Source organism: Chitinibacter sp. SCUT-21 (assembly GCA_041874755.1).
Classification (GTDB): domain Bacteria; phylum Pseudomonadota; class Gammaproteobacteria; order Burkholderiales; family Chitinibacteraceae; genus Chitinibacter.
In genome coordinates this window covers 2,326,328-2,340,513 of record CP102611.1, presented here as the reverse complement: position 1 = coordinate 2,340,513, position 14,186 = coordinate 2,326,328, and the positions used below count along the sequence as shown (strand labels likewise).

At 49.7% G+C, this 14,186-nt stretch carries 12 protein-coding genes and 2 tRNA genes; 4 read left to right on the top strand and 10 right to left on the bottom strand.

The genetic code is table 11. The features are described 5' to 3' along the window. Positions 1–62 precede the first annotated feature (62 nt). A complete protein-coding gene (locus NT239_10915) occupies positions 63–1,040 on the bottom strand; it encodes an HNH endonuclease (GenBank protein XGA70286.1) in 978 nt (325 codons plus the stop codon). Further along, the gene (locus NT239_10910; protein XGA70285.1) at positions 1,037–1,417 is read right to left on the bottom strand and encodes an HIT family protein; all 381 of its coding nucleotides are present in this window, start codon (positions 1,415–1,417) and stop codon (positions 1,037–1,039) included. The genes NT239_10915 and NT239_10910 overlap by 4 nt, the downstream gene beginning before the upstream one ends. A 306-nt stretch (positions 1,418–1,723) precedes the next feature. Here NT239_10910 and NT239_10905 point away from each other — a divergent pair, with 306 nt between their 5' ends. From NT239_10905 to NT239_10895, 3 genes are all read left to right on the top strand, one after another. Continuing rightward, entirely contained in the window at positions 1,724–3,580 is a 1,857-nt protein-coding gene (locus NT239_10905; protein XGA70284.1) for a WYL domain-containing protein, read from the top strand. 113 nt (positions 3,581–3,693) lie between these two features. Beyond that, positions 3,694–5,088 (top strand): DUF2130 domain-containing protein, encoded by a 1,395-nt coding sequence (locus NT239_10900; GenBank protein XGA70283.1) that lies wholly within the window; start codon positions 3,694–3,696, stop codon positions 5,086–5,088. 220 nt (positions 5,089–5,308) lie between these two features. Further along, on the top strand, positions 5,309–5,923 hold the full coding sequence (locus NT239_10895) for an HAD family hydrolase (GenBank protein ID XGA70282.1): 615 nt from the start codon (positions 5,309–5,311) through the stop codon (positions 5,921–5,923). Between the two features lie 38 nt (positions 5,924–5,961). Here NT239_10895 and NT239_10890 read toward each other — a convergent pair whose 3' ends face one another. The 5 genes from NT239_10890 to NT239_10870 all read right to left on the bottom strand — a co-directional run bounded on the left by NT239_10890 (position 5,962) and on the right by NT239_10870 (position 9,164). Then, positions 5,962–6,420, bottom strand: coding sequence for a hypothetical protein (locus NT239_10890; protein ID XGA70281.1), 459 nt, complete (start codon positions 6,418–6,420; stop codon positions 5,962–5,964). Positions 6,421–6,555: 135 nt separating this feature from the next. Then, a complete protein-coding gene (locus NT239_10885) occupies positions 6,556–7,548 on the bottom strand; it encodes a TraI domain-containing protein (protein ID XGA70280.1) in 993 nt (330 codons plus the stop codon). A gap of 4 nt (positions 7,549–7,552) precedes the next feature. Further along, positions 7,553–7,684, bottom strand: coding sequence for a hypothetical protein (locus NT239_10880; GenBank protein ID XGA70279.1), 132 nt, complete (start codon positions 7,682–7,684; stop codon positions 7,553–7,555). Beyond that, positions 7,681–8,934, bottom strand: coding sequence for a site-specific integrase (locus NT239_10875; GenBank protein ID XGA70278.1), 1,254 nt, complete (start codon positions 8,932–8,934; stop codon positions 7,681–7,683). Before NT239_10875 ends, NT239_10880 begins: the two co-directional genes overlap by 4 nt. Positions 8,935–8,936: 2 nt before the next feature. Further along, complete coding sequence (locus tag NT239_10870; protein XGA70277.1) at positions 8,937–9,164, bottom strand: hypothetical protein; 228 nt, start codon at positions 9,162–9,164, stop codon at positions 8,937–8,939. 999 nt (positions 9,165–10,163) lie between these two features. On the opposite strand from NT239_10870, the gene NT239_10865 reads away from it, so the two are divergent. After that, entirely contained in the window at positions 10,164–12,536 is a 2,373-nt protein-coding gene (locus tag NT239_10865; protein XGA70276.1) for a DNA polymerase II, read from the top strand. A gap of 98 nt (positions 12,537–12,634) precedes the next feature. Here NT239_10865 and NT239_10860 read toward each other — a convergent pair whose 3' ends face one another. The 3 genes from NT239_10860 to NT239_10850 form a co-directional block, all read right to left on the bottom strand. Continuing rightward, positions 12,635–13,339 (bottom strand): hypothetical protein, encoded by a 705-nt coding sequence (locus NT239_10860; protein XGA70275.1) that lies wholly within the window; start codon positions 13,337–13,339, stop codon positions 12,635–12,637. Between the two features lie 537 nt (positions 13,340–13,876). Then, positions 13,877–13,952: transfer RNA gene (locus tag NT239_10855), tRNA-Met, on the bottom strand. 89 nt (positions 13,953–14,041) lie between these two features. Continuing rightward, positions 14,042–14,117 (bottom strand) — tRNA-Met (locus tag NT239_10850). Between the last annotated feature and the right edge of the window lie 69 nt (positions 14,118–14,186).

Genomic DNA, 14,186 nt, shown 5'->3' with positions numbered 1-14,186 from the left:
GTGCCGATAAACTGGAAACTATCAGGCAATAGCTCCCATTTGGTGGGTTCTGTTATGGCGGTTTATGCCACTGAGAACGTCTTCCGATGCCATTCGAAGTTTTCAGGTTTGGGGCGTAAATGAACTTCCTTGGGAAGTATCAGTGTGCGACCTGCCAAGGTTGGAATAAAACCTGGCGCATTGGGCATATGGCCAATTTGTCGCGCGACCGCAATGCTAAAGTCAGTGCGCACACCAACTACACCCGTATCAAATGCCCAGTGGCACAACTTGCAAAGTGCCATGCCATTAGTAATTTGATCGTTTTGCGACACGCTCCATGGCTCGATATGTGCGGCATCGACGGCGGTATAGCCTTCGGGTGTGACGATGCGAGTGCCACACATGGCGCAACGATGGTCATAACAACGCACCACGGCCTTGCGAAAACCCTGATCTCTAACTTGCACGGTGTATTTTGCAACGCTCGAGCTATCGCGTACTTTGTGCTGGGCTTGCTGCTCTAGCTCTAGGCTGTATTGGAAAATCGTATCTTGCTCGCCCATTTCTGCTCGTAGCAGCGCCTGAGCTTCTGGAGAAAAGTGCGTGCCAATGAGCGTATCGATCAAGGTTTCCCGAGATTGTGCGTCTTGCATTAAGACAAATAAGGCCTCATCAAGCTGAGCCCCCATCACATGTTGGCGCAATTGAGATACCGTACTCATCTTATCAATGAGTTCTTTTGTTACTGTTTTATCGGGGAGAGGCACCAAATGCCAGAAAGGCTCATTCCCCATTTTTGAGAATGGAAAACCAATACTGCTGGTATGGGTCACCGGCATCAGCTTATGCCAGAAACTGCCGAACAAAGCATTCAATTCAGTCATTTCATCAGCGATGCTGATAAAAGGCGAAGTAATTTGTTTTCGCCCCACCATATCCAAAACAGCCAAGAGTAGCAGCGGTTTATGCGGCGCCTTTTTTAGCGTTAAGTCGCTAAATGCAGTCCCGTTGGCACGACGAATTTTTTGAAATTGGCTGCAGTATTGCGCGAGTGTCATTCGTCTTTCCAATATTTAGCTTTATCTGGAATCACATACCGCACCCCGCCGCGTGGATCAGCCATATCACCTTCAAATCGGGGGATGAGGTGGATATGCAAATGTGGCACGGTTTGCCCAGCTGCAGGGCCGTCGTTGATGCCGATGTTGTATGCGTTTGGTTTGAATTCACGATCAAGCACAAGTTTGGCCTGGTCGAGCAAATCAAATAAATCATCACGCTCTGGTCGGCTTAGCTCAAAAAACGAGCCGATATGCCGGTGCGGAATAATCAGCGTATGCCCCGGTGAGACAGGGAAGCCATCACGAATGACAAAGCCTGATTCATTACGATCAATGATTCGCTCGGCGGGTATAGCGCAAAATGGGCAGGACATGAGAGGGGCTCTTTGATTAATGGGGAATTCTGATTAATCTTTCAGCAACCCCAAACTGATGCTGACTATTGTGCTCAATATTGCACTTGGCGTAAATCATAGTAAGTGCAACAGAAACGGGATGGCTGCCGCACACACAAACAAGACCCACCCATCGGCACTGATTTTGCTGTAATCCATTTGATCACCCCCACCTGAAATGAATGGTTGCACTCTACCTTCATAACTAGCTCATATGATGAGCTAGTATTTGTGCGACTATCTTATTTTTCACTTACACTAGCTTGATTGCTAAACGGTGAGTTGATGATGAGCCAGAACGAGCGCTTTTACCGGATTAACCAGTTACTGCAAGATCGCAAGGTCGTGCCGCGTCGGGTGTTTCTAGATGAGCTAGGCATATCGCTGGCCACGTTCAAACGCGATTTGGAATACTTGCGCGACAGGCTCAATGCCCCCATTGAGTATGATCGTGAAGCTGGCGGTTATCGTTTCGCTCAGGCATATACTGGCCCAAAGTTTGAATTGCCCGGATTGTGGTTTTCATCATCGGAAGTGCATGCATTACTCACCATGCAGCATTTGCTTGAGCAGCTAGAGCCTAGCCTGCTCGGTGCGCAAATTGCGCCTTTGCTGTCGCGCTTGCATACCATGCTCGATACCAGCGATGTCCCCGCCGAGCAGATCGGCCAGCGTATTCGCATTTTGCGTTCAACGTCCCGCCCGTATGAGCCCGCCAACTTTGGCCCGATTGCGATGGCGGTATTGCAGCGCCGCCAATTGCGCTTTAACTATTTTGTCCGTTCACGCAATGCCGCCAGTGAACGACTCGTCTCACCGCAACGCTTGGTGCATTACCGTGATAATTGGTATTTGGATGCTTGGTGTCATGAGCGTTATGCGCTGCGCTCATTTTCACTGGATGCGATTGAAGCGGTGCAGCTACTCGATGATGCCGCACTCACGATTGCTGATGCCGATTTAGATGACGAACTAGGCAGTGGTTACGGCATTTTTGCTGGTAAAACCGTGCAATGGGCCGAGCTGTGTTTCTCGACTGAGCGAGCCCGCTATGTGTGCAAAGAAACTTGGCATCAAGACCAAAACAGTGAATGGTTAGCCGATGGACGCTATTTATTGCGCATTCCCTACAGCGATGAGCGCGAACTGTTAATGGATATTCTCCGCCATGGGGCGGATGTTGAGGTACTAGCCCCCAGCGGTTTGCGCAGTGCGCTGCGCGATAAAATCAATCAGATGCAGGCCATATATAGTGCGAGTGATGATACAAAAATCATCTCAGCGCCCGCGCTCAATTTAAGCCCACTACATGCTGCGGCCAAGCAGGCGGCGCAGGTGCTTGAGCAAGCCGATGCCTTATTGATCACCGCTGGCGCAGGCATGGGTGTTGATTCGGGCTTGCCTGATTTTCGGGGGGATCACGGTTTCTGGCAGGCCTACCCTGCCCTAGGCAAAGCCCAGATTGCATTTACCGATGTCGCCAGCCCACACACTTTCAAAAACGACCCAACGTTGGCGTGGGGATTTTATGGTCATCGGCTCAATCTGTATCGCGCAACAATTCCGCACGCCGGCTTTCATTTGCTACGCGAATGGGGTGAACAGCTAGAGCATGGTTATCAGGTCTACACCAGCAATGTGGATGGGCAATTTCAAAAGGCGGGTTTCGATTCTAAAAGAATCGTCGAATGTCATGGCTCGATTCACCATCTACAATGCCTCAACGCTTGCAACGGCAAGATTGAATCGGCAGATTGGTTTGAACCACAGATCGATGCCGATGCGTGCCGCATCTTAAGCACAATGCCCACCTGCCCTGATTGTGGCGCACTGATGCGCCCGAATATCCTGATGTTTAGCGATTGGGAATGGCAGCAAGATCGTTGTGTCGAACAGCAGCAGCGGATGAATCAATGGCTGCACCGTCCCAAGCGCCTAGTCATCATTGAAATGGGTGCAGGCACAGCGATAGCGACCATTCGCCGTTTGAATGAACGCATTTTGACTCAGCAACAACAGCTGAATCCAAGCCTGATTCGCATTAACCCGACCGAACCCGATGGGCCAGCAGGCACGATTAGCCTGCAAACAGGCGCTTTAAATGGGTTGCAATTGATTCAGTCCATGCGCCCGCGCGAATAAGGCTTGAGACTGCACGATGCCAAGGTCTTCACCATAAAAATCCGCGTGGGTGACCGGCTTCCCCATACTCACACAGTGCAATTGAATTTACATTTTTGATAAAGGCTACCAGCATGCACGACATCATCTGCCCTCATTGCAATACCGCCTTCACCATTGACGAAGCAGGCTATGCCGATATTTTGAAGCAGGTGCGCGATGCGGATTTTGAAAAACAAATCCACGAACGCCTTGCGCTGGCCGAGCAGGATAAGAAAAACGCCGTCGCGCTAGCACAAGCGCAAATTGCCAACGAATTGCAACGCGATGCAGCCACCAAGGAAGCTGAAATTCAGGAATTGAAAGCCAAGCTCGAAGCCACTGCCGTGGCGCAGCAATTGGCGGTGAGTGAAGCCCTGAAAGAAGTTGAAAAGCAGCGTGACGCGGTGGCCAGCGAGTTGGCCAAGGCCAAGCAAGACATGGAAGCAGCAGCCAGACTGGCTGAAGCGCAGCGCGACAATGCGTTGCAAAAAGCCGCCGCGACCAAAGACGCTGAAATCCAAGCACTCAAAGCGCAATTGCAAGCTGGTCAGGTGTCGCAACAATTAGCGGTCACACAAGCGGTCAGCGCCGTTGAAAAAGAGCGCGAAGCGCTGCGCAGCCGACTTCAACACGTTGAACTAGAAAAAACATTGGCCGAGCAATCGCTGAAAGAGCGCTACGAAACCCAAATCAAAGATCGCGACGATGCAATTGAACGTCTGCGCGACATGAAGGCCAAGCTATCGACCAAGATGATTGGTGAAACGCTGGAACAGCATTGCGAGGTTGAATTTAACCGCATTCGCGCGACTGCTTTCCCACGCGCCTACTTTGAAAAAGACAATGACGCGCGCAGCGGCAGTAAAGGCGACTATATTTTCCGCGATAGCGATGAAGCGGGGAATGAGATCGTTTCGATCATGTTCGAGATGAAGAACGAGAGCGATACCACCGCCACCAAAAAGAAAAACGAAGATTTCTTGAAAGAGCTCGACAAAGACCGCGCCGAAAAAGGCTGCGAATATGCGGTTTTAGTTTCACTACTGGAGCCAGAGAGCGAACTCTACAACACTGGGATTGTCGACGTGTTTCACCGCTACCCAAAAATGTATGTGGTACGACCGCAGTTTTTTATTCCGATCATCACTCTGCTGCGCAATGCGGCGATGAACTCGCTGCAGTACAAATCAGAGCTGGCCCTGGTCAAAGCGCAGAACATCGACATTACCAATTTCGAGCTGGAGCTAGATAACTTCAAATCTGCGTTTGGTAAAAACTATGAGTTGGCCTCAAGACGCTTCCAAACGGCGATTGATGAAATCGATAAATCAATCGACCATCTACAAAAAACCAAAGAAGCACTGCTCGGCACCGACCGGAATCTGCGCCTCGCCAATGATAAGGCCCAAGACGTCACGATCAAAAAGCTCACGCGCAATAATCCAACGATGGCCAGCAAGTTTGCTGAGCTGAAAGATCTGGATTAACTACAACGCCAGGGCATCACCTTAGCAACAAGGTTACTTGAACAACTATCGTTAGATCGACCAGTACAGAAAACGATAAGGAGAAAATATGACCATCACTGATCTATTGCCTGCCCTGGGCTTACTACTGATCTTTGCCTTAGCTGCGCTGTGGCTTGTTGTGCGATCTAACAAGAAAAGGCCCACGTCTCAGCCGTAAATGGCGCGAGTCAATTGCCAAATGATGATGAATCCATTGTCTGATCACCCCAAAGCGGTCATTTTTGATGTCTTTGGTACTTTGCTGGGAATCGGTCAGCAGCATCATCCGTATCTATTGCTGATGCGGTATTTGCGCACGCAAGGGCGACAGCCTCAAGCAGACGATTCACGTACCATTTTGACGTTTGACGGGGGTCTGGCCGAGTTAGCAGCGCACTTGGGCGTAACGGTGTCCGCTGATCAATTGGCGGCTTGTGAAGCCGCTTTGCTGGCCGATTTGAACAGCATCGCCTGCTTTGCCGACGTGGCAGATACATTCGCAGCGCTTCGCCAACGCGGATGTCGCATTGCTATTTGCTCAAATCTGGCTCAGTCCTATGGAGCGAGAGTAATGGATTTACTACCCGATGCGGATGTATATGCAATGAGTTATCAGCTCGGCCACATCAAGCCCGAGCCTCAAATTTACCAATACGTATTGGACAAGCTTAAGCTAGCAGCTGGGGACTGTATTTTTATCGGTGACTCGGCGTACGCAGATCGGGATGGCGCCAAGACGATGGGCATGGATGGTCGATTACTCGATCGGCTACATGGCCAACAGCTCAAGGACCTGCTCGCGGACGTCTTGTGAGCGCTTCATGAACTTGGCTGTTGAGCAGCCCCAATTTTTCACCTCAAAAAACTTTCCAAGATGTCTACACGCAGTTCTGATGGTATAGCGATGTAGCAACATCCGTCGCGCGCATCAATTTGGAGCACTAACTCTTCGCCATGGATTTGTGTGTATTCATCAAGCCATTCTCGTAGCACGGCACCCATTGTTTTGCGAATGGCCGCCGTTTCAGGTGCTGGCAGACGTGAGTGCCTTAAGACCTCCTCAAACTGCTCAACGCTGCCGGTCAAATCGGCAGCCTTCAAAAGCAGTAAATCAAATCCTTCAAGCACACCACTTAGATAGACAGGTCGACCTTCTGGCGATACTTCAGCAAGCGCATCAATGTGAGTCAAATCAGTGATGATGATTTGCTCCACAGGGCGAGAGTCGAAATTTTTAGGTAAAAAGCCTTCTTCTTTTAAAAAAGCAGCAAAGTCGCGGGCACGAGTTTGTCTTTCCTGCATGTACATCATCGGCTCCTAGAACAGATTGAATGCGAAATGCGCTAGTGTCTTACCATAACCGAAATTTAGCGACTGATGATCTCACAAAACGCAAAAGGCGCACTTTTGTGCGCCGTTGATGGTGTTAAATCTCAGATCTTTTCTTTAGCCGTGCAATGCACCGAATACTTCAACATCGGCGTTAGCCACCGTCGTCAAATTGAAGCGCTTTGGCCAGTATCGTTTGTGGTCTAGATCGGCGCTCAATTGATCGGCCATTCGCACTGCATGCACCAAGGGCAGAACAGGCTGAGCATTAAATCGGGTGCTAGGAGTTAAATTGCACCAGATATGCCGCAGAGCCAAAGCCAGCTCAGGTGCATGTTCATCAAGCCAAACTAGGGCAGGTCCACATAATTCAAGCGTGAGGTGTTCATGTGCGACGAGGTAGCCGAGGTCAGTGGGCTCACCTTCGGCATTTAATGTCCAAGCCTTACCCAGATCATGCAATAGCCCAGCTACCATGGCGACTTCACGCTCTTGCTCATTCAACGCTGGTAAGACAGCCAGGGTTGCCATCATTTCAAGCGAATGAGCCAATAATCCCCCAGCATAGGCATGATGATGCCGATAGCTGGCGGGTACAGAGAGAAAGCCGACGACGACATGCGATTGCTCCAAGACCATACTGACAAAACGTTTTAAGCAATCACTTTTGAGTGTTCGCACTTGATGAACTAATCGATCGAGTAATTCAGTACGAGGGCAATGGCTGCGTGGCAAGGTAGAGAGAAACGGTAATCTCGCCAAAATAGGCTGAACGCGAACCTCAAGCACAGGCTGAAGCCACACTACTCGCCCCGTAAAGTAACCGGCATCTTGCTGCGCTACTTTGGCCTCAAGCTGTACTAGGCCGCCATGACGAATTCCCCACGGCAAGGCTGCTGGTGCGTCATTGGCGCTGAACGAGCTTAATTCGCTGGGACGATATTCAACGACCAATGTGCCAGTGCAATCAGAGAGCCTGATTTGCCACCACGGCCGGCCGTAGCTATCTAAATGAGCCAATAAACCTGTGAGTCGGTAATAGCCTTTGATTCGATGCAGGCCATACAGTTTGCCTAACTCGGCTTGTTCAAGGATTGAAGTATGCGTCATGACTTTACTCCTTTACTGCTTTGGGATGATTTGATGGCAATACCAAACGCTGTACGACATTGATGGTGCGCGCAGCGGCATAATCAGGGCGTAATTTGGGCAAGCCTGATTCGGCAAAATAGATGTGCTCGCTCATGCTTGTACCTCCTGCTTGATTGCCTCGATAACTTGGCTGGGTAAACTGGATTGACCTTGTAGCAGCAAACGCTCAAATGCCGATCCATCACGACGGGTCAGATTCGGCACATAGCGGGAATACACCTTGAACAGCATTTCGGTATTGGCATGCCCCATCTGGCGTGCAATCCATTCTGGTGCTTCACCGGCCGCCAGCCACAGCGTTGCGGCGGTATGCCGAGATTGATAGGGACGGCGTTTCTCTAGCCCAAGATGGGCAAGTAAGGGATACCAAACTCGCTTGGTGATGTTGTTATGATCAATCGGTAAGCCCTGCAAATTGCAGAACACGTATTCCGACATAGTCCCAGTGGCCCGATATTGATTCTCTAACGCGTCAAAGACCGGACCGCACATTGCGATATCACGCTGAGACGAATCGGTTTTGGTGTAATCCTCTTCACCAGCCACAATCGTTTCGCGCACCATAATCACGCGTCGTTCGAAATCGACGTATTTCCACTTCAAGCCATCGATCTCACCCGTACGCATTCCGCTAAAAAAACGCACCGTGTAGTAGTTCTTAAAGTCGGGTCGCACCGACTCGATAATTTGACGCACTTCAGCGAGCGTAAAAGGCTGCACATCAGAGCGCGGCACCTTGAGCGGTTTGATCCGTACAAAAGGCGTGTTAAAGTCATAACGGTCGGCTGCTTCCTCAAACACCCTACGCAACGGATCCATGATCTTGTTGATACGGTTAGCAGATAAAGTAATGTTCCCATTCCGGCCGGATACTTTGGCGAGTGATGACCGGAATTTGAGCAAATCAGCGCGAGTGACAGCGCCGACCCGAATATGACCAAATGCAGGGATGTAGTACTTATCAATCATGCCTTGGATGTTCACCAAGTGTGATCGACGCCAACTGATTTGGCTCTCCTGCAACCACTCCAAAATAAATGAGTTAAAGAAAGGCCCTTTCCCTTCATCAGCAGTAGATTCTTTGACTGGAACAACTGTAACCGCCTTTGGGGTATTCGTTCGTTCCGGCGCGAATTTGGCCGCTAGCCTGCTATTGGGAAAGAACTTATCGTATTCAAAGCGCCCCATTGCGATATCTAACTCAATCCGCTCAAGTGTTTTTTGCAGCTTCTTGAGGTTGTTTGTGCTCGGCAATAAATTGGTTTGCTCACGGCAACGTGTACCGTTGTAAACAAAATCAAAATAGAGCGTCCCCGTTTCTTTACGTGTCCTAATTTGGCCCATGGCTATTCCCCTAGGGCTTCTGCTGTAGGCATTGCAATGGAATCCGTTGCGCCTTCCAGCATGTCGCGCTCAATCATTTCCCAAATGAAGAGGAATTTGCGGCGACCAAATGGTTTGATGTAGTGACGGCCCTCAATAAGGCAGTTATCAACCAATTGATTACGGATAGTGCGAGCATCGTAATGAATACGTGCAGCAAGTTCTTCAGTAGTGAGGTAAGTGGTACTCATGATCAAACTCCTTCGTGATAAACTCAAATAAAGAGGCCAGGACACAATAAAGTTCACTGCAAGAAAATTATGTCGTCCTGAATAACATAATACGCCACAAAACGTCGTCGTCAAGCAAAACATGTCGTTTAGGGCGAAATTATTTAGGATTAAACAACATGATTCGTTGTCACCTATCCCGGTTAATGGGTGAAAAGAAAGTTCGAGTTGCTGATGTGGCCCGCGCAACAGGCCTGCATAGAGGGACTATCACTCTGCTGTATGAAGAAACGGCTGTGCGAATTGAGCTGGATGCAATGAATAGGTTGTGTGCCTATTTTGGGTGTCGAGTAGAAGACATCTTTGAGTACATCCCTGACGCTGCCCCAGACGATGAAAAGACTGAACGATGACCAACACGTTTTGTTTATTTCGAGGGTGAGTTTGGTGAATCGCTTCCAAATGGACAGCATTTTGCGCCGGCCAAATGATCGGACATAATGCCGCCCCCCAATCAAGCACGGATCAACCAACTTGTTATGGATTGTGCGGCCGTTATATTGAAGTCGCTCTGCGAGCTGCTCAGTAGTAAGATAGTTATGAGACATGGAATACTCCTTTGATCTATCCTTTTATCACATGCTAATAATTATTAGCATGTGATAAAAATCTACAGCATCAAAAAGAGCAAATCAAGTATCTTTTGATAATATTTTTAATCATTTGGTGGTCTATATGCTCAGATTTCGCGTTAAAGAACTCATGGCAGAGAAAGAGTTTCAGGAAGATCGCCGCATTACATTGGTAGAAGTCGCAGAGTCTTGTGGGATAAACCGAATGACTTTATCGAAAATTGCGGGCCAAAAAGGCTACAGTACGGTCACTGATAATATTGATAAGCTGTGTGCATATTTCGGGTGTGAGGTGGGGGAGTTGATTGTCTACGTACCCACCACAGACGAAGATCACAAAGACTAGGCAAACTATCCAGATAATTGAAACAAGGCCGTATCCCAGAGCATGCTTCAAAAGGGATTTCTTCTGACACGCCAATGGCGCGATACCGAGACAGAGACCGAGCTTGATTTTTGGCTGGCAACCGATCGTGGGCCACGCCACGTGCGCTTAAGCCATCAGCGCTCTACTGCCTTCATTCCGGCCTGCCAGCGCGAGCAGGCGCAAGCCATCTTAAGTAGCCAAAAACATGGCGAAATGCGACATGCAGAACTTCGCCCACTTGCGCTATCTGATTTTCAGCATCGGCCGATACTGGGTCTTTATACCCATCAATACAAGCATCTGGGCAGGCTAGAGAGGCAATTGCGGCAGGCTGGCATCGACGTCTATGAAGCCGATATTTTTCCTCCCGATCGCTACTTGATGGAGCGCTTCATCACCGGACCGGTCTGGTTTCATGATCAGCCCGAAGGTAAAAGTACCGTGATTAATAGCGACCTTAGACCTGATTCGGGCTATCGTCCCCAGCTCCGCTTGGTATCCCTTGATATTGAAACCAGCGCACGCGGCGAGCTGTATTCGATTGCGCTAGAAGGCTGCGGCCAACGGCAGGTGTATATGCTTGGCCCGCAAAACGGGGAGGATCGGCCACTTGACTTCACGCTCACCTACTGTGAAAGCCGCCCTCAATTGCTGGAGCAATTAAATCGTTGGATTACGACCCATGATCCAGACGCCATTATCGGCTGGAATTTGGTGCAGTTTGATCTGCGCGTTCTGCAACAACACGCCGAGCAATATCGCATACCGCTGCGCCTCGGGCGAGACGGCAGCGCCATGGAATGGCGAAAACATCCCCAGCAAGACCATTTCTTTGCCAGTGTGGCAGGCCGGCTGATTATTGACGGTATCGAAGCGCTGAAATCCGCCACCTGGAGTTTCCCATCGTTCAGTTTGGAATACGTATCCCAAACCCTGCTTGGCGAAGGCAAGGCCAGTGACAATCCTTATCAGCGGATGGATGAAATCCAACGCCGTTTCGAGCAAGATAAACCTGCGCTGGCCAAATACAATCTCAAAGACTGCGAACTGGTTACGCGCATTTTTGCGAAAACCGAGCTCATCCCCTTTCTGCTCGAACGCGCGACAGTCACTGGCCTAGCAATCGATCGCAGTGGTGGTTCAGTCGCAGCATTTACTCACCGCTATCTGCCATTGATGCATCGCTTAGGCTATGTGGCGCCAAATTGGGGCGATGTTCACGGGCAACCCAGTCCAGGTGGGTTTGTGATGAATTCGCAGCCGGGGCTATATGATTCGGTACTGGTGCTCGACTATAAGAGCCTCTATCCCTCGATCATCCGCAGTTTTTTGATTGACCCTGTGGGCTTGATCGAAGGCATACAGCATCCAGAAGATGAGTTTTCGGTACCGGGCTTTGTGGGGGCGCGCTTCTCACGCACCAAACACTGTTTGCCAGCGATTGTGAGCCAAATCTCGCAAGGAAGGGAGGACGCAAAACGCGAATCTAATGCACCGCTGTCGCAGGCACTGAAAATCATTATGAACTCGTTCTATGGGGTGCTTGGCTCTAGCGGCTGTCGATTCTTCGACCCTCGCCTTGCTTCATCGATTACGATGCGTGGGCATGAAATTATGCACAAAACCCGTGAGTTGATCGAACAGCAAGGTTATGCCGTGATTTACGGCGATACCGATTCGACTTTCGTCTGGCTAAAGCATGCGCATTCTGAGGAGCAGGCTGCAGACATTGGCCACCAACTAGCGAAGCTCATTAATCAATGGTGGCAGCAATATCTACAATCGAAATTTGGTTTAGAAAGCGCCCTCGAACTGCAGTTTGAGAAACACTACTGTCGTTTCTTCATGCCCACCATCCGTGGCACCGAAGAAGGCAGCAAAAAGCGTTATGCAGGTCTCACGATGCGCGCAGATGGTACGGATGAAGTCGTCTACAAGGGGCTGGAAACCGTGCGCACCGACTGGACGCCACTCGCCCAGCAGTTTCAGCAGGCACTCTACGGTCGGATTTTCAGGCAGCAACCTTATCAGGACTTCATCAGGGAATATGTTGAGCGCACACTGAATGGCGAATTAGATGAATTGCTGGTTTACCGCAAGCGACTACGCCGGCCGATAGCAGACTACCAGCGCAACGTACCACCCCATGTTCGCGCGGCGCGAATCGCTGATGAGTACAACCGACAGCATGGACGCCCTCAGCAATATCAAAAAGGCGGGTGGATCAGCTATGTAATGACAGGCACAGGCCCTGAACCACTCGAAGCCCGCCGGCAAAAAATCGATTACGAACACTACATTGCATCTCAGCTCAAGCCAATTGCCGATGCGATATTACCATTGCTTCAAGATAACTTTGAAAGCTTAATTAGTCGTCAGCGGCAGCTATTCTGAGTCAGCTAATCGCTGACGATGTGCCGCATAACACCTCGAATCAGGTGGCAAGATTCAGTGTGCCACTACAGTAACTAGAATTAGCTTGTAAGGCCCAATCAATCTTGATTGGCATCCAAAGAGGCTATCCAGTCACAAACCCCCTGTAGCGCTGGTGCAGCAATACACTCCGCCCCATATTGACGTGCAGAATTGGGAATATTGGGGTCGATCATCACGATGCGCGGGAGTCGTTGCATCGAGCGGATTAGATGAATCGGGTCGACAACATTCAGGCTAGTACCAACGACGACAAAAATATCATTCTCAGTTAAATCGTTGGCAATTTGGTAGAGGGTTTCATATTGAGGCGCTGGCTCACCAAAAAAGACAATGCCCGGTTTAGTGATGCCACTACCGCAGGCGGGGCAATCATCTTGTTGGAATGCCTCATCGCCAATGTGCCAGTAATGCAAACAGGCGGCACAGGACATTTGATCCACCTGCCCATGCAGGTGGATGACGTCTTGAGTTCCCGCTTTTTCATGGAGCAAATCAATATTGGTGGTGATGACCGTGACTGGTGTTTTCCGCTGCAATTGTGCAATTGCAGCGTAACCAGCGTGCGGTTGTGCATCGCCGTATTGAAGTTTCCGAGCATTGTAGAATTCACGCGTTAGCTCACGGACATTCGTGTCGAGGCGATAGCGATCGAAATTGCAGACCAAATTGATATCGTGCTTTTCCCACAGGCCATCACTCGCACGAAATGTTGGCAAACCCGAATCAGCAGCCATGCCTGCGCCAGTAAAGAAGTAAATCATGCGTGCGCTCTATCGATTGATCGCACCATTGTAAACTGAATGGCGATCCATCCACATAAAGTTGAAGCGATGGAAATGGGATGCTTGCATCAGCCAGTATTTATGCAAACAAAGCGGTGTAACAACAGGTGGAGTTAAGCCATCTCGGCGGAGTAGAGAAACACACCTGACAACAGACCGTAAAAGCCACCCAGAGAGGCTGGTAGAGGGGTCTTCTGTCTGATCCGCCAATGAGCTCCCTGAAGCCGCTCCTGTAGCTCCGCCATCAAAGTCATCTGAGCCGAGACGGCTAAATATCGAAAGTAGATAAAGTGCTTTTACATCCCAGAGAAGCATTTTCGAGTGATATTCAAACAGCGCAAATGTGCTGTGCGACGTAAAAAACGTCACAGGTGGGTTAAGGTCAAAAATGGCCTATTTCGTCACGGTGCTTGTCACAGATTTGGCACAGAAAACGTCACAAATCGAGTTTGTGACGTTTTTGGCAAATTCTGGACGAAAAAAAACCTAGGCTTGAGACCTAGGTTTTTTCATTTTTGGTTGCGGGAATAGGACTCGAACCTATGACCTTCGGGTTATGAGCCCGACGAGCTGCCAACTGCTCCATCCCGCGTCTGTTTGCTATTTATTGGTCGACGCATCCAATAAATTCCCAGTTTTAATCATCAACGTCACAAGAAAATGATTGGAAACTGGCGGTTTTGGTTGCGGGAACAGGACTCGAACCTGTGACCTTCGGGTTATGAGCCCGACGAGCTGCCAACTGCTCCATCCCGCGTCTGTACTTGGCGATCAGTATTGCTACTGAGAAAAACCGCTTGCTGCGTCACACATTGTCACAGCGACT

Excerpts from the sequence above, each read along its gene's own strand:
- NT239_10915 (XGA70286.1), bottom strand. The coding sequence starts at position 1,040 with ATGACACTCGCGCAATACTGCAGCCAATTTCAAAAAATTCGTCGTGCC.
- NT239_10910 (XGA70285.1), bottom strand. The coding sequence starts at position 1,417 with ATGTCCTGCCCATTTTGCGCTATACCCGCCGAGCGAATCATTGATCGT.
- NT239_10905 (XGA70284.1), top strand. The coding sequence starts at position 1,724 with ATGATGAGCCAGAACGAGCGCTTTTACCGGATTAACCAGTTACTGCAA.
- NT239_10900 (XGA70283.1), top strand. The coding sequence starts at position 3,694 with ATGCACGACATCATCTGCCCTCATTGCAATACCGCCTTCACCATTGAC.
- NT239_10895 (XGA70282.1), top strand. The coding sequence starts at position 5,309 with ATGATGATGAATCCATTGTCTGATCACCCCAAAGCGGTCATTTTTGAT.
- NT239_10890 (XGA70281.1), bottom strand. The coding sequence starts at position 6,420 with ATGATGTACATGCAGGAAAGACAAACTCGTGCCCGCGACTTTGCTGCT.
- NT239_10885 (XGA70280.1), bottom strand. The coding sequence starts at position 7,548 with ATGACGCATACTTCAATCCTTGAACAAGCCGAGTTAGGCAAACTGTAT.
- NT239_10880 (XGA70279.1), bottom strand. The coding sequence starts at position 7,684 with ATGAGCGAGCACATCTATTTTGCCGAATCAGGCTTGCCCAAATTACGC.
- NT239_10875 (XGA70278.1), bottom strand. The coding sequence starts at position 8,934 with ATGGGCCAAATTAGGACACGTAAAGAAACGGGGACGCTCTATTTTGAT.
- NT239_10870 (XGA70277.1), bottom strand. The coding sequence starts at position 9,164 with ATGAGTACCACTTACCTCACTACTGAAGAACTTGCTGCACGTATTCAT.
- NT239_10865 (XGA70276.1), top strand. The coding sequence starts at position 10,164 with ATGCTTCAAAAGGGATTTCTTCTGACACGCCAATGGCGCGATACCGAG.
- NT239_10860 (XGA70275.1), bottom strand. The coding sequence starts at position 13,339 with ATGATTTACTTCTTTACTGGCGCAGGCATGGCTGCTGATTCGGGTTTG.